The organism is Marinicella meishanensis (assembly GCF_019931145.1).
Classification (GTDB): Bacteria; Pseudomonadota; Gammaproteobacteria; order Xanthomonadales; family Marinicellaceae; genus Marinicella; species Marinicella meishanensis.
In genome coordinates this window covers 47,282-61,645 of record NZ_JAIOUV010000003.1, presented here as the reverse complement: position 1 = coordinate 61,645, position 14,364 = coordinate 47,282, and the positions used below count along the sequence as shown (strand labels likewise).

Sequence of the window (14,364 nt, the reverse complement as noted above, 5' to 3'; positions counted from 1 at the left end):
GTTGGTTTTAACAGACCCCGCGACTGTGATATGCTGACTGGCTCACAAAACCGAGTAACCGATATGCGAATTTTGTTGATGATGATGGCACTCATGACCGGATTTGCGGTGTGGGCCGCCGATGCCCTGCCGCCATTACCACCTGAATATGACGAGGCATTGGCCACTGAATTGGGCGCCGATGACTATGGCATGAAAATGTATGTGATGGCGTTATTGAAAGCCGGGCCCAAGCGGCCAGACGACCCGGAACAAGCCCGCCAATTGCAGGCCGCCCACATGGCCAACATCAAACGCTTGGCCGAGGCCGGCCAATTGGTGCTGGCAGGCCCCTACGGTGACAATGACAGTGGGCTGAAAGGCATTTATGTGTTTGCGGTGGGCACCGTTGAGGAAGCCAAAGCGCTGACCGAAACCGATCCTGCGATCCAAGCTGGCAGTTTGGTGATGGAGTTGATTCCTTGGTATGGCTCAGCCGCCTTGATGCAGGTCAATGTACTCAGCAAAAAACTGGCCAGAAAATCTTTCTGAATGGATCACTGACGAGCTTGGGGGTGTTTGAGCAACAGCCAAAACATCATCAAAAAGGCCAAGAAAACGCCGATGCTGGCGATGCCCAATACCGGCCCGATCACGTGACCTGGGAATATTTGTCCATATAGCATGAATAAGCCAGCCGTCAAAACCAAGGCAGACAGCACATGCAACACCATTTGAATTTTCGCCAGGCGGGTGATCAAATCACCCAACCACAAACGGTGACACAAGGCATACACAAAGCTCATCAAAAAACCCACCAACAGCAAATGGGCATGGGCCACCAGTTGTGCATGGTTTTGGCTGATGCCCATGTAAATACCCAGCACCAAGCCGAAGGTGGCGAAGCCAAAGGACAGCAGTAATAAATAACGACTCATGATTCCCCCCTGAAATCAGATGGCCCTTAATTGGGCAGGTACAACACCTCACCCACCATCAATTTGTTGGTGGTTTTGTTGTTGATGGATTTGATCGCGGCCAAAGTCACACCGTGTTTGCTGGCTATGTCGGTCAGCGTGTCACCAGATTGAACGATGTGTTTTTTGCCCTTGGCTTGGGCGGCAATCCAGGTATTGGGTGGCGGGCTTTGGTAAAAGTAATTGCGGATGCCCTCAGCGATTTGCCGGGTCAACTTATCGACGTGTTTGGGATCTTTCAATTTCTTTTCATCACCGGGGTTGCTGATGTAACCCGTTTCCACCAACATGGAAGGGACATCGGGCGATTTCAACACCAAAAAATTGGCCTGGCCAAAACCCTGGCCATGTAACTTGACCACACTTTTCATCGAGGCATGGACTGACTTCGCTGCTTTGTGCGACTCTTCTAAGGCGGCGTTTTGTGACAAGTCATATAAGACTTTGGACAACATGTCTTGCTTGTCCTCGATCACCACCCCACCAATTTGGTCGGATTTGTTTTCGGATTCAGCCAACCACTTGGCCGCTTCTGAAGAAGCCCCACGTTGTGACAGGATGTAGACACTGGCTCCATTGACTTTGCGGCTGTGAAAGGCATCGGCGTGGATCGAAACAAACAAATCAGCGCCGTGATCCCGGGCTTTTTCAAAGCGTTTGCGGTGTTTGATGTAATAATCACCGGTGCGTATGATCAAGGCTTTCATGCCAGGTTTGGCATCGATTTTCTTGGCCAATTCCTTGGCGATATTCAGCACCACATTTTTTTCATAGGTACCAGCGGCCCCGATGGCACCGGGGTCTTCACCCCCGTGACCGGCATCAATGGCCACGATCACATCGCGGTTGGGTTGGGTCACAGTTTCTACGGTTTTGGCTTGCGGTTTGACGTCGCGGTTCAGATCCACCACCAGCCGATGACCGTATTTACCCGCGGGTTTTAACAGAAAACTTTTGGATTTCAGAGAATCATGTAAGTCCAACACAATGCGCACTTTGTCGTTTTCTGAGTTGAACCGGACTTTTTTGATGTCTTTGTTGTTCTTGATGGTCAAACTGGAAGTCAGCTTGGCGTCATTCAAATCAATCACCACACGCGGTGGGTTTTGCAATTCAAATAATTTGTAGTCGGCATCGCCACTGAGGTCAAACACCGCCCGGGTGTGCTCAGGACCGGTCCACACACGCATGCCTTCGATGTTGGTGGCCGATACCGTGCCACTGAACAGCAAAAATAACAATGTGAAGACGGTTTTTTTCATGATATGACGCATACAATTGGCTGCAATTTTATGTATCTGCACGATCAATATCAAGTATTATGACACAAAATCAACAAGATAGGCTACTATTTTGATGTTAATGTTAAAGTTCTGTTAGCGCCAGTCATGGTCAGTTCCAGCACCCAGTCTGGTGGTTGCAGCACACCCCGGCCTTTGTCAGGCCACTCCACCAACAAAATGTGGCGCCCATCAACCAAATCCTCCAAACCCAAAAAATACAATTCTTCCGGATCACTCAACCGATACAAATCCATGTGCACAAAAGCCAGATCGGTTGTGACATAGGTTTCATACAAGGTGTAAGTGGGGCTTTTCACCGGATCGGTCACACCGGCCGCTTTGAGCAACATTTGTGTGAAAGTGGTTTTGCCTGCGCCCAGGTCGCCCCGCAAAAAAACCAAATCACCGGCTTGGACCATACCGGCAAAACGCTTGGCAAAACGCTGCAGATCAGACAGGTCGGTGATGTCAATGGTTTCCTTCATGGCAGCACCCGATGCAATTCAGCCAATAAGTCTGAGGCCGTCAGACACAAGCCCTGCGCCGAACGCTCTCCAGCCAAAGCATGCCAGGTCACCGCCAAGCAGGCCGCTGGTGCCGGCGCATGCCCTTGCGCCAGCAAGCCCGCCACCAAGCCACCAAGCACATCGCCGGATCCGGCCGTGGCGAGGTTGGCATTGCCAAATGGACAACACCAAGTGGTCTGCCCATCGCAGATCAAACTGCCTGAGCCTTTGAGCACCGCCACGCATTGGTAGCGCTCGGCCAAGGCCTGAACCGCTTGCCAGCGATCGGCTTGCACTTCAGCCACGGTTGAGCCCAACAACACCGCCGCTTCTTTCGGATGCGGGGTGATCACCGCCAAATGCTCTGGCACCCGGGCCGCCGCTGCCAATAAGGTCAAACCATCGGCATCGACCACCAATGGCACCTCACTGCGGGTGACCATCTGATACACCTGCTTGGACCATTGGGATAAGCCCAAACCCATGCCCAGCAACAGCACCTGCGGTGGTTTGCGTTCCAGCAAAGACCAAAACGCACCTTCACCGTCGGTGCCGTCAAATGCCTGCGACATCAACTCTGGTGTCTGCAAGGGGATCCAGTTGGCATGCTCGGGATCGGTGACCACGGTGCACAAGCCAGCACCGGATCGCAGCACCGCCTGCCCAGCCAACAACACCGCACCAAGCATGCCGGCTTGACCGCCGGCCACCAGCACATGGCCAAAATGGCCTTTGTGGCTGTTCGCTGGCCGGCGCTGGACCACTTGTTGCAACACATGTGCTGGCAACAATTCAGCGCTGACCGGCACGCTCGACAAGGCGGCAGGCGCGACCGCCAAATCGGCGAAATGGATGGTGCCACAGCAAGCTTTGCCATCCAGGGTATACAAGCCGGTGTTGCGGGCCAAAATCGACACCGTGTGATCGGCTTGCACCGCCACCCCTTCGATCTGTCCGGTGGTGCCGTTCAAGCCACTGGGGATGTCCACCGCCAACACCGGTTGGCTTTGTTGATTGATCCAGTTGATGACTGCTTGATAGGCCCCGCGCACCGCTTGATTCAGCCCGGTGCCAAACACCGCATCCACCAACACGTCATGGGGGAAATTCACGCCCTTTTGGAAGGCTTCAAAGGTGATGTGCTCACCCTGGTAATGTTCAGCCGCCAAGCGGGCATCACCAGCCAATTCAGCCGGGGGTCGCATGGCCACCAATAACACCGCCTGACCTTGCTGCCGGGCCATTTCCGCGATCACCCAGCCATCACCGCCGTTGTTGCCTGGACCGGTGAACACCAACAACCGTTTGCAGGTGGTCAGATGGGCATACACCGCCGCTGCGGCCCGCTGCATCAACTCAAAGGAGTTGACTCCGAGCGCCTGGGCCGCCAGTTGGTCGATGGTTTGGGTTTTGTCGTTGCTGTACAAAGGGGTCATGCTGGGTTGGTCCTGGTGGTTTATAATGGTGCCATTCCGGCACCATTTTACCAGTGAACCCAAGCAAACAAAACATGGTCAGCAAAACATGGATTATCAAACCCTGAAATCAGACATCCAGTCTTGGGCCTTGGCTTTGGGATTCCAACAAATGGGGGTGTCGGACATCGACCTGTCAGCCGCCGGCGAACACCTCAATCACTGGCTGGAACAGCAATACCATGGCGCCATGGACTACATGCACCGCCATGGCAGCAAACGCTACCAGCCAGATCAGCTGGTGCCGGGTACTGTGAGCATCATCTCGGTGCGCCTCGACTACATGGACACCGGACTCACACCGTACCAACAACTCACCGAACAACCCCACAAAGCGGCCATTTCGCGCTATGCCCTGGGCCGCGATTACCACAAGGTGCTGCGGGCAAAATTGAAAAAGCTGACCGAACAAATCAGCGAGGCCATCGGCCCCTTTGGTCACCGCGTGTTCACCGACTCGGCACCGGTGATGGAAAAAGCCATCGCCGAAAAAGCCGGCTTGGGTTGGATCGGCAAACACAGCAACTTGCTGAACAAAAACACCGGCTCCTACTTTTTCTTGGGTGAAATTTACACCGACTTGCCCCTACCCCCGGACCCAGCGGCCACTTTCCACTGTGGCTCTTGCACCCAGTGCTTGCAAGACTGCCCCACCGAAGCCATCGTCGCCCCGTTTCAGGTCGATGCCCGCCGCTGCATTTCCTACCTGACCATAGAAAACCAAGGGCCCATTCCCGAGGAATTCAGGAAAGCCATGGGGAACCGCATCTACGGCTGTGATGATTGTCAGGTGGTCTGCCCCTGGAACAAGTTCACCCAAGACACCCAAGTGGCCGACTTTGCCCCCCGCCATGGAATGGATGACATTGAATTGTTGGCCCTGTTTCAATGGACCGAACGCGAATTCCTCAGTAACACCGAAGGCTCCCCCATCCGCCGCATTGGCTATGACGCCTGGCAACGCAACATCGCCGTGGCCTTGGGCAACGCCGAGCCTGATGCAGCCACCATTCAGGCTTTGCAAGCCAAGTTACTCACGGCTTCACCCATGGTCAAAGAACACATTGAGTGGGCGCTGGCAGAGTTAGGGAGTCATGACAGTCGGTGATGATTCTACAAACAGGAAAATCGTCATTCTGAGCGAAACGCAGTGCTGTCGAAGAATCTCATCATGGACAGTTGATTTCAAACTTGAGATCTGCCCTACATACACGAGATTGACCCGCCAGCTCAGCCGCCTCGCAATGATCTTCAGTTAACTGGATTAACCGAACTTCACTCCAACATTTCCACCAACCCCTTGGCATCAATCGGACCCATGTGTTTTTTGTGGCGCATGCCCTCAGGGTTGTAAACTATGGTGGTGGGCAGACCGAGGCCGCCTTCTTCGGCGAAGGCCGGTGGGTTGTAGACATCGATGGTCAACAAGGGATAATTCACATTGAAGTCAGCCGCGAAGTTTTTCAACTTCTCGACTTCAGCGTCTTCATAAGCAATGCCCAACACCTGGACATTGTCATGCTCGGCTTGGAATTGCACCAGTTCGGGCATTTCATCGCGACAAGGGGCGCACCAGGTGGCCCAGTAGTTCAACACCAACCATTGACCGCGGTAATCTTCGGCCTTGACGTCTTCACCATCGAGGTTTGTCAAGGTGAAGGACAAGGGGCCATTGATGCCGTCATTGGCCACGGCATCGGCCGTGGAGTCAGCCGTGGTATCAGCTTCAGAGTCAGCCGCAGGTGGCTTGGTGCCCACCGGTTCAGCGGTGGTGTTGGCATGGGGTGCTGCGGCAGGGGCCTCGGCGGCCGGTTCGGAACAACCGAACAGCAGGGTGGTGAGCATGACAATGATTAAAGTGTGGGTCAATGGTTTCATGTTGGTGTCTTTCATGTGATTGAATGGTCGGCAATGATTTGTTCCAAAGTTTCGTTCAACAGGCCCTCGGCCGGTTGCCAATATCGATCCAGCAAGGGTTGGTAATGGGCCAAGTGTTGGCTCGCTTGGACCGGTATTTTAAACCCTCCGGTGCCATAAAGTTGTCGAAATGTGACGGTTTGTGTGTCGTGTTGCAGCAGGTAATCGCCCTGGTGGTCGACGGTGATGTATTGGTGCGTTTGTAGCCAGGCCATTTGCGCGCTCAGCTCATCATCAGGCACAAAAGAATAGCGGTCACTGATGGCTTGATGGCTGACGGTTTGACCTTGCTGGCTGGCCTGCTTCAATTGACTCAGCACATCCAGCACCAACAACAACCGTTGGTCGGTTTGGTATTGCTGTACCCTGAGCCGCCACCGCGATGTCTCCAAAGTGGCGGTGATGGTGCCTCCCAGTAAGATGATGTTCCAAGATAAAAACATCCAAATCAAAAACAAGGGCACGGTGGCCAGGGCGCCGTAGACTTGTTGGTAACTGGGAATCGAGGAAACATACAGTTTGAAGCCCTGCTTGGCCAACTCAAAACAGATCGCGGCGAACAAGGCGCCGATCATCGCGTGCTTCCATTTGATCTTGCGGTTGGGTACCACCAAATAAATCAAGAAAAAAGCCACCGCGGCTGACAGCACCGGTAAGAATTCCACCAACAACCCTTTGACGCTGGCCAAGGCGGCGTATTCAAACACCAAGGATGACAAGGCCATGCCACCACCCACCAACAACGGCCCCATGGTCAGCACCGCCCAATACATCATTAGCTTGCGGGTGAAGCGGGTGGTCGAACGGGTGTCAAAAATCCGGTTCAAAGCTTTTTCCATGGTGTGCATCATCAACAACGATGTGATGAACACCGCCAGGAACATGGTCACAGTTAAACCCCGGGCCTTCTCAACAAAGCCCAGCAGGTAACTTTGCACCACCTCACCGGTGGTTGGTACGAAGTTTTGAAAGATGAAATCTTGCAGTTGTTGGGACGCCTCTTCAAACAGCGGCATGGCAGAAAAAACCGTGATCAACACCGACATGAATGGCACCAGCGACAACAAAGCGGTGTAGGCCAGAGAGCTGGCGGCTTGCGAAGTTTCGTCATCGCGATAACGCCGGGCCACTTCGGTGGCAAAGTTCTTGAAATTCAGGCCAAATTTGGTCACTCGGTTCATGCCGCTATTGTCTTTCATCTCCCACCAAGTTACAAGTTGAGAGAAAAATGCTGTGAGTCTATGGAATTCATTGTGGTACAGAAACGTTCAATTGTGTTCGCCAGGCAATTGTGCTATATTAATTGTGTGTGTTAGCTGGGGGGCTTGAGAACACATCACCTAATGACCTTCAGTGTGTGTTTCAAAGACCTTTCAGTGTAAGTAACGTGACTGCAAAGGTATTGCCATGAAAAAAAATCGAACCACCCTCACCTTGGTAACCGCCACGCTGCTGCTCAGCGCCTGTGGCGAAAGCCACCCCGAACTCACCCACTTCAAAGCCTTTGACGAACGCTTCACCACGGTGCTGGACACCGAAGACCCGGAACAACTGAAAGAAATCGCGGCCATGTTTTACAACCGACAAGACGTCGATGATGTGCAGGCCGATTTGAGTTTCGATTACCTGTTTGATTTGACCCTGGTATCGGGCACTCAAGAACGTTGGCGCTGTACCCGAAATGGTTATTGCCAGCAACGGGTACAAGGTGCCGAGCCGCTGCGAGACATTTATTACGTGGAACGCTACAAAGAATTGTTCGAATTGTCTAATTTGAACTGATTGTTTGCCAGCGCAGCTTGACTGCGCCAAATCAAGGGCGCTCACTTGGGCCCGTTAACACGCCCTAGATGGCTTCGATCAAGGCCAACACCAACTCGGTCGACTTGCGCCCAGCTTGTTCAATGAATTGGGTGAAATTCTCTGGTGCCGCCGCACCGGCCACATCAGACAGATTCCTGATCAATAAAAAATCCAAGCCATGCAAGTGGCACACCTGGGCCACGGCAGCGGCTTCCATTTCACACGCCAACACCTGATCGAAGCGGTGTTGGATGGTGCTCACTTGGTCGCCGTGATAAATGAATGATTCGCCGGTGGCAATGGTCCCCACATGGTGGTTTTCGTGCAAGGCATCGGCCACCTGGACCAACAAAGCCAACCAGCGCTCAGGCACAGGATAATACACCGGCAACTCGGGCAATTCACCAAAGGCAAATCCAATGGGACTGATGTCAATGTCATGGTGGCAGACCCGATCAGCAAACACAAAGTCACCGACCTGAGCACCCGGTCTGATGCCACCGGCTGAACCGGTGTTGATCACCAAATCGGGGGCAAACTCTCGGGCCAACCATTCGGCCGCCAGAGTGGCGTTGACTTTACCAATGCCAGACTCCAATAAACACACGGCATGGCCGGCCCATTGACCGTGACAAATTTTGATGTTCAAGTATTGGCTGTGTTGTGTCGCGGTCAATTGCGTCCGCAGGAACTCGCATTCGGGGTGCATGGCCCCGATGATGCCAATGCGGCTCATGCTTGATCTGACAGTAAGCGTTTCAAACCGTCACCAGGGTCGGCATGCCGCATCAAGGACTCACCAATCAAAAACGCCCCGATGTCATGCCCTTGCAGGAACTGCACATCGACCGAGGTGTGGATGCCGCTTTCACTGATCACGGTGTGGGGGAAATTGGCTGTTTGCCCGATGATCTGCCGCAAGCGGGCACTGGTTTCCAAACTGGTGTCGAAAGTCTTGAGGTTGCGGTTGTTGATGCCCAACAAACGGCATTGGGTTTGCATGGCCCGTTGCAATTCAGCCTCGTCATGCACCTCCATCAACACATCCATGCCCAACTCCAATGCCAGCTGATACAGTTCGTGCAAGGTGTCATCATCCAAACAAGCCACAATCAGCAGCACACAATCGGCCCCCATCGCCCGTGACTGGTGAATCTGCCAGGGGTCAATCATGAAATCTTTGCGCAGGATCGGTAACGACACCGCTTGTTTGACCGCCCGCAAATAATCATCGTGGCCCTGGAAGTACTGTTCATCGGTCAACACCGATAAACATGCGGCACCACCCCGCTGATATGATCGGGCGATGGCCACCGGATCAAAGTCGGCACGAATCACGCCCTTGGAAGGCGAGGCCTTTTTGGCTTCGGCAATGACCGCCATTTGACCCGATTGCAAGCGGCTTTCCAGGGCCTGTGCAAAACCGCGCGGGGGTTCTTGCTGGGCGATCAAGGCGGCCAAATCAGCCAAAGTTTGTTGTTGTTTGCCGGCGGCCACTTCCTCTCGTTTGGTGGCCACGATGCGATCCAACACATTGCCTTTGGCGGCGGACTGGGCGGCACTCATGCGTCACCTGCCTGCAGCGATTGGGTATGCACGGCCAGCGCTTGCAGCAAGTCCCATGCGGTGCCCGATTGTATGATGGCTTGGGCTTGGGTCACCCCGCCGGCCATGTCATCGGCCTTGCCTGCCACGTAAATGGCGGCCCCGGCATTCAGCGCCAGGATGTCGGCAGCCGGCCCCGATTGGCCGGTCAAAGCCTGTTGGATCAAAGCCAAACTTTGGTCGGCATCGGCCACCACCAAGTCATCAATGGCTTGCTGTTGGATGCCAAAATCTTCGGGTTGAATGGTGTATTCGTTGACTTCGCCTGCTTTGAGTTCGGCCACATGGGTGGGTGCGGCCAATGATATTTCATCCATGCCGTCATCTGAATGCAACACCATGACGTGTTTCGAGCCCAACTCTTTGAGCACTTCGGCGGCGGTGCGCACCCATTGCTTGGCAAAGATGCCCATCACCTGAAACGGTGTATCGGCGGGGTTGGTCAAGGGTCCCAATAAATTGAACATGGTGCGCACGGCCAACTCTTTGCGCGGCCCCACCGCATGTTTGGTGGCACCGTGGTGAGCCGGCGCGAACAAAAAGCCAATGTTGAAGCGGTCGATACAAGCGGCCACTTGCTCGGGCGTCAGGTTCAAGTTCATGCCCGCCGCTTCCAACACATCGGCCGAGCCCGTCGACGAAGAGACCGAGCGGTTGCCGTGCTTGGCCACCCGACAGCCAGCCGCGGCGGCAATGAACGCCACCGCGGTGGACACATTGAAAATCCCCACCCCATCACCACCGGTGCCACAGGTGTCAATCAAGTGTTCTGGACTGACCTCAACTTTCAGTGCCCGTTCGCGCATCACCGTGGCCGCTTCAGTGATCAACCGCACCGATTCACCATTGAGCTTCAGGGCCATCAACAAACCACCGATTTGGGCTGGGGTGGCGGCACCATCCATGATTTGATTCATCACAGCGGTCATTTGACCGGTGCGCAATGGTTTTCTCTCACCCAGTAAGTCCAGGGCAGTTTGAATCGGTGTTTTGAACATGGTCAGTCCTCGGTTGGGTCAGCGGGTTTGGGTCAAAAAGTTTTGCAGCATCTGATGGCCGTGTTCGGTCAAAATACTTTCGGGATGAAATTGCACCCCGGAAATGGCGTATTCTTTGTGCCTGAAACCCATGATTTCATCGAATTGGCCATCGGGCGTCTCGGTCCAGGCGGTGATCTCCAGACAATCAGGCAAGCTGTCGCGGTCTACCACCAAAGAATGGTAGCGGGTGGCATTGAACGGGGCAGCCAAGCCACTGAATACGTCGTTGCTGTGGTGGTGCACCGCCGATATTTTTCCGTGCATAATGGTTTTGGCCGCGATCACTTGGCCACCGAACACCTGGCCAATCGATTGGTGCCCCAAACACACCCCCAACAACGGGATGTTGCCAGCACAGGCTTCGATCAATTCCATGGAGATGCCGGCTTTGTCCGGATTCCTTGGACCCGGTGAAATCACCACGTGATCGGGTTTCAAGGCCAGGGCTTCGGCCACTGTGATCTCGTCATTGCGGTAAACCTGAACCTCGCAATTCAACTCACCAAAGTATTGCACCAGGTTGTAGGTAAACGAATCGTAGTTATCAAGCATCAACAACATCTGTTGCATCCGGTCAAAAAGGGCATTGTAACGAAAAAAACCAGGGGGTGAAACGAAAAAACGGCCTCAATGAGGCCGTTTTTTTCAAGCTTTCGCTGTGTGCGAACCAGATCAAAAATCAATCGTGGCCCGAACGTAGCCAAATTGACCTTCGCCATCATAGGTGGATGGGTCATAGCCATTCAGAGAACAACTGAAACAGGTGGGTGGGCGTTTGTCGGTGACGTTGTTGATGCCAGCCTCCAATTGCACCCGATTCCACTCAGGGAAGATCACTTGCAGATCATGATAGGTGGTGCTGCCCAAACGGTTCAAACGGTTGGCCGGATCTGAACACAGACCCAACTCAGCCAAGCCATTGGGTGAGCCGTCCAAGAAGTCACTACAGGCTTCTTGCAAGCCACCGACGTGACGGGTGCCCCAGATGAATTTCCAGTCCCGCACATTGAACGTGGTGTACAGGTTGGAATTCCAGTTGGGAATGCCCGAGTCATTGGTTTCTATGCCATCCAAATCACGGGGGGCAAAACCAGATGGGGTGTCAGCCGGGTTCAGCTCGTCGAATTGATTGACGAATGAGTTGTTCCAGGTGGCTTGCACAAAACCCCAGTCAAACTGCGGCGATGTCCAAGTCATGTTGACATCCACACCGTTGGTTTCGATGCCACCGATGTTGGTCAGCTGCGTGCTGAAGTTTTGGATGTTACCGAAGCTGTCACGGTTGAATGAAGAACACAACACATAGCTCGGATCCTGTGCACAGCGGTTCAAGATGAATTGCGCATCCACCGCTTGAATCGCACCTTCCACTTCGATGTCGTAATAAGTCACCTCAAAGTCCAGGCTGGAAGACCAGCTGGTGTCATCGGCCCACTCTGGCGAGTAAACCACACCCAAAGTCAGGGTTTCGGCTTCTTCTGGTGACAGGTTTGGGTTACCCCCGGTCACGGTGGAGATCTGCGGATTGGCTTGTTGGTATCCGGCCGGGATGCCGGCACAGCCTGGCAAAGCCGGGATCACACCGTTGGCATCGGAGTTACAAGGGTCGTTCAACTGCGCATCAAATCGCGCTTGGGTGCCGAACAACTCACCGATCGATGGTGCCCGCAAACCTTCGGCGAAGGTGCCACGGAACATCAGGTTTTCAGTCGGCATGTACTTGAAGCCCACTTTACCGGTGGTGTCAGAACCCGAAGTGCTGTAATCGGAGCTGCGGAATGCCACTGAGAAGTCCAACAATTCGGCACCCGGACGATCGGCCAACACCGGAATCAAGAATTCAGCATACAATTCATCGACGCTGAACTCACCAGCGGTTGGGCTGGCAGGAACGCCATTACTTTCACCGGCCACCACGATGGGATCGGGTTGGAAGAAACCCGACTTCTTGCGGTACTCATAACCGACGGCCACCGACAAGGGACCGGCAGGCAATTCAACCAAGTCACCAGAAATGTTGGCGGTGAAATCGGTCAATTCTTGCTCGGAGCTGTCTTGTTGGATGAATGAGATGTAGTTCAACATTTCAGGCGTGATGGAACCACCGCCACTGCCTTGACCACCGAACAGGTTCAATGGCACACAGCCTGGGGTGTTTTCACACTCGCTCAAAGGTCCCAACGCCGTGGCGATGCGGGCGATGTTCAAGGCCCCCGTTTTGCGTTGTGACGCTTGGTTCTTACCATACAAACCATTCACATCCCAATACCAGGTGCGATCAGCCGCATTGAATGAACCTTCCAAACCGGTGGAGAAGTAGAACGTGTCGACGTCTTGATTGAAGATCCGTGGGCCGGCTTCCAATGGTCGGCGACCGATGAAACCAAAGCCGTCTTCAAACAAGTTGATGCCGAATGGGTTGTAGGGGTTGGTGGCGTCAATGATGATGTTGTCAGCAATCGCACCGGCACCGGCAAATGGACCAATGAAGATCGGCTCTGGCGCCGCCTGGTTGGTTGATTTGCGGTTGTTGTACACCCCTTTGATGTGCCAAGAGATGTTGTCGGTCAATTCCACATCCACCTTACCAAATATGTTGGACCGCTTGGATGGGGTCACATAATAATTGAATTGGGCGTAGTTGAAACGATCATCATCGGTGAATGGATGGAAATCATCACCGCTGCATGGCGAGTTGGCATCATAAAACGGCATGCCAGTCACACCATCATTGATGGTGCAGTTGATTTGGTTGCCCAAGGCATCGGTCAACAAAAACCGGCCTTGGGGTGTACCCGAACTGCCGCGCGTAACGCCAGTAAAGGGTTTGGGTACCGCTGACAACACCCGGTCGGCGGCCGACACTTCTTGTTGGTCGGTGTAGCCAACATTGAAGATCATGTCAATTTTGTCGGTTTGCGTGCCAAAGGTCAGATCAAAGCTGCCGGTTTCTCCGTCACCTTCATCAAACGCCCCGGCATACAACCGGGCCTGCCCGCCTTGCATGGCGTCTTTGGTGATGATGTTCACCACGCCAGCAATGGCGTCGGCACCGTAAATGGATGAGGCGCCGTCTTTCAAAATGTCAATGCGCTCAATGATGCCCACCGGAATGGTGTTCATGTCCACCGCATTACTGACCCCAGAGGCTGAACTGCCGGCCACCCAGCGCAAGCCATCCACCAACACCAGCACCCGGCTGCTGTCCAAATGGCGCATGTCAACCCGGGTTGAACCAGCGCCAATACCGCCACCATTGGATGGAAAACCGAAGTTACCACTGGAGTTGAAACGGGTGTTGATGGCTGAACCGGATTGAGTCAACTGTTGCAGGATGTCACCCACAGAAGTCAAACCGGAACGGTCGATGTCCTCACGGGTGATGGTTTGGGTGGGCTCGATGCCCTCGATTTGTGATTGGCGAATGCGTGAACCGGTGACTTGTACCTTGCCCAATTCCTCAACGGAATCGTCAGCTTGGGCCAGCACCATGGATGGTGCCAAGGCCGTTGATAATCCGATACACAGAGCAGACGCAAGCTTGGTGCGCTTGAATTGATTTTTCATTTTAAACCCTCTGAGTTGCTTGATTGATTGATTTATTTTTGTTTATTCACCCACATTCATTTGACCAACGCCAAGCCTGCACAACAGGCAGTGAGCGCAACAAATATAGGTGATAGCGACCATGATTACAATGCATAAATGGACTAATTTAATGCACGAAAGCTTTCAGACGTAAACAGCTTGAGGCGCCATCCCTTTCACCCGCCAGACAG

At 53.7% G+C, this 14,364-nt stretch carries 14 protein-coding genes; 3 read left to right on the top strand and 11 right to left on the bottom strand.

Annotation, left to right across the window (positions count from 1 at the left end):
- The first annotated feature begins 63 nt into the window (after positions 1–63).
- The gene (locus tag K7G70_RS05150; protein WP_223787542.1) at positions 64–531 is read left to right on the top strand and encodes a YciI family protein; all 468 of its coding nucleotides are present in this window, start codon (positions 64–66) and stop codon (positions 529–531) included.
- 5 nt (positions 532–536) lie between these two features.
- Here K7G70_RS05150 and K7G70_RS05145 read toward each other — a convergent pair whose 3' ends face one another.
- From K7G70_RS05145 to K7G70_RS05130, 4 genes are all read right to left on the bottom strand, one after another.
- Positions 537–917, bottom strand: a complete 381-nt coding sequence (locus K7G70_RS05145) for a TonB-dependent receptor (protein WP_223787541.1) — start codon at positions 915–917, stop codon at positions 537–539.
- A gap of 26 nt (positions 918–943) precedes the next feature.
- Entirely contained in the window at positions 944–2,218 is a 1,275-nt protein-coding gene (locus K7G70_RS05140) for an N-acetylmuramoyl-L-alanine amidase (protein WP_223787540.1), read from the bottom strand.
- Between the two features lie 86 nt (positions 2,219–2,304).
- On the bottom strand, positions 2,305–2,724 hold the full coding sequence (gene tsaE, locus K7G70_RS05135) for a tRNA (adenosine(37)-N6)-threonylcarbamoyltransferase complex ATPase subunit type 1 TsaE (protein WP_223787539.1): 420 nt from the start codon (positions 2,722–2,724) through the stop codon (positions 2,305–2,307).
- Entirely contained in the window at positions 2,721–4,181 is a 1,461-nt protein-coding gene (locus tag K7G70_RS05130) for an NAD(P)H-hydrate dehydratase (RefSeq protein ID WP_223787538.1), read from the bottom strand. The genes tsaE and K7G70_RS05130 overlap by 4 nt, the downstream gene beginning before the upstream one ends.
- Before the next feature lie 88 nt (positions 4,182–4,269).
- On the opposite strand from K7G70_RS05130, the gene queG reads away from it, so the two are divergent.
- Positions 4,270–5,328 (top strand): tRNA epoxyqueuosine(34) reductase QueG, encoded by a 1,059-nt coding sequence (gene queG / locus K7G70_RS05125; RefSeq protein ID WP_223787537.1) that lies wholly within the window; start codon positions 4,270–4,272, stop codon positions 5,326–5,328.
- Positions 5,329–5,495: 167 nt separating this feature from the next.
- On the opposite strand, the gene K7G70_RS05120 is transcribed toward queG, so the two are convergent.
- Positions 5,496–6,098 carry a TlpA family protein disulfide reductase gene (locus K7G70_RS05120; RefSeq protein ID WP_223787536.1) on the bottom strand — a complete coding sequence of 201 codons (603 nt, stop codon included), beginning with the start codon at positions 6,096–6,098 and terminating at the stop codon, positions 5,496–5,498.
- Between the two features lie 11 nt (positions 6,099–6,109).
- Positions 6,110–7,318, bottom strand: a complete 1,209-nt coding sequence (locus K7G70_RS05115) for a YihY family inner membrane protein (protein WP_223787535.1) — start codon at positions 7,316–7,318, stop codon at positions 6,110–6,112.
- Between the two features lie 226 nt (positions 7,319–7,544).
- Here K7G70_RS05115 and K7G70_RS05110 point away from each other — a divergent pair, with 226 nt between their 5' ends.
- On the top strand, positions 7,545–7,919 hold the full coding sequence (locus K7G70_RS05110) for a hypothetical protein (protein WP_223787534.1): 375 nt from the start codon (positions 7,545–7,547) through the stop codon (positions 7,917–7,919).
- Between the two features lie 64 nt (positions 7,920–7,983).
- Here K7G70_RS05110 and K7G70_RS05105 read toward each other — a convergent pair whose 3' ends face one another.
- From K7G70_RS05105 to K7G70_RS05085, 5 genes are all read right to left on the bottom strand, one after another.
- Positions 7,984–8,676, bottom strand: coding sequence for a 5'-methylthioadenosine/adenosylhomocysteine nucleosidase (locus K7G70_RS05105; RefSeq protein WP_223787533.1), 693 nt, complete (start codon positions 8,674–8,676; stop codon positions 7,984–7,986).
- Positions 8,673–9,506 (bottom strand): indole-3-glycerol phosphate synthase TrpC, encoded by an 834-nt coding sequence (gene trpC, locus K7G70_RS05100; protein ID WP_223787532.1) that lies wholly within the window; start codon positions 9,504–9,506, stop codon positions 8,673–8,675. The genes K7G70_RS05105 and trpC overlap by 4 nt, the downstream gene beginning before the upstream one ends.
- On the bottom strand, positions 9,503–10,543 hold the full coding sequence (trpD, locus tag K7G70_RS05095; protein WP_223787531.1) for an anthranilate phosphoribosyltransferase: 1,041 nt from the start codon (positions 10,541–10,543) through the stop codon (positions 9,503–9,505). Before trpD ends, trpC begins: the two co-directional genes overlap by 4 nt.
- Positions 10,544–10,561: 18 nt before the next feature.
- On the bottom strand, positions 10,562–11,146 hold the full coding sequence (locus K7G70_RS05090) for an anthranilate synthase component II (protein WP_223787930.1): 585 nt from the start codon (positions 11,144–11,146) through the stop codon (positions 10,562–10,564).
- Between the two features lie 111 nt (positions 11,147–11,257).
- Positions 11,258–14,152, bottom strand: a complete 2,895-nt coding sequence (locus K7G70_RS05085; RefSeq protein ID WP_223787530.1) for a TonB-dependent receptor domain-containing protein — start codon at positions 14,150–14,152, stop codon at positions 11,258–11,260.
- Between the last annotated feature and the right edge of the window lie 212 nt (positions 14,153–14,364).

Coding starts and splice junctions, on each gene's coding strand:
- queG (WP_223787537.1), top strand. CDS start 4,270: ATGGATTATCAAACCCTGAAATCAGACATCCAGTCTTGGGCCTTGGCT.
- K7G70_RS05085 (WP_223787530.1), bottom strand. CDS start 14,152: ATGAAAAATCAATTCAAGCGCACCAAGCTTGCGTCTGCTCTGTGTATC.
- K7G70_RS05130 (WP_223787538.1), bottom strand. CDS start 4,181: ATGACCCCTTTGTACAGCAACGACAAAACCCAAACCATCGACCAACTG.
- K7G70_RS05145 (WP_223787541.1), bottom strand. CDS start 917: ATGAGTCGTTATTTATTACTGCTGTCCTTTGGCTTCGCCACCTTCGGC.
- K7G70_RS05090 (WP_223787930.1), bottom strand. CDS start 11,146: ATGTTGTTGATGCTTGATAACTACGATTCGTTTACCTACAACCTGGTG.
- trpD (WP_223787531.1), bottom strand. CDS start 10,543: ATGTTCAAAACACCGATTCAAACTGCCCTGGACTTACTGGGTGAGAGA.
- K7G70_RS05110 (WP_223787534.1), top strand. CDS start 7,545: ATGAAAAAAAATCGAACCACCCTCACCTTGGTAACCGCCACGCTGCTG.
- K7G70_RS05140 (WP_223787540.1), bottom strand. CDS start 2,218: ATGAAAAAAACCGTCTTCACATTGTTATTTTTGCTGTTCAGTGGCACG.
- K7G70_RS05115 (WP_223787535.1), bottom strand. CDS start 7,318: ATGAACCGAGTGACCAAATTTGGCCTGAATTTCAAGAACTTTGCCACC.
- tsaE (WP_223787539.1), bottom strand. CDS start 2,724: ATGAAGGAAACCATTGACATCACCGACCTGTCTGATCTGCAGCGTTTT.
- K7G70_RS05150 (WP_223787542.1), top strand. CDS start 64: ATGCGAATTTTGTTGATGATGATGGCACTCATGACCGGATTTGCGGTG.
- K7G70_RS05120 (WP_223787536.1), bottom strand. CDS start 6,098: ATGAAACCATTGACCCACACTTTAATCATTGTCATGCTCACCACCCTG.
- trpC (WP_223787532.1), bottom strand. CDS start 9,506: ATGAGTGCCGCCCAGTCCGCCGCCAAAGGCAATGTGTTGGATCGCATC.
- K7G70_RS05105 (WP_223787533.1), bottom strand. CDS start 8,676: ATGAGCCGCATTGGCATCATCGGGGCCATGCACCCCGAATGCGAGTTC.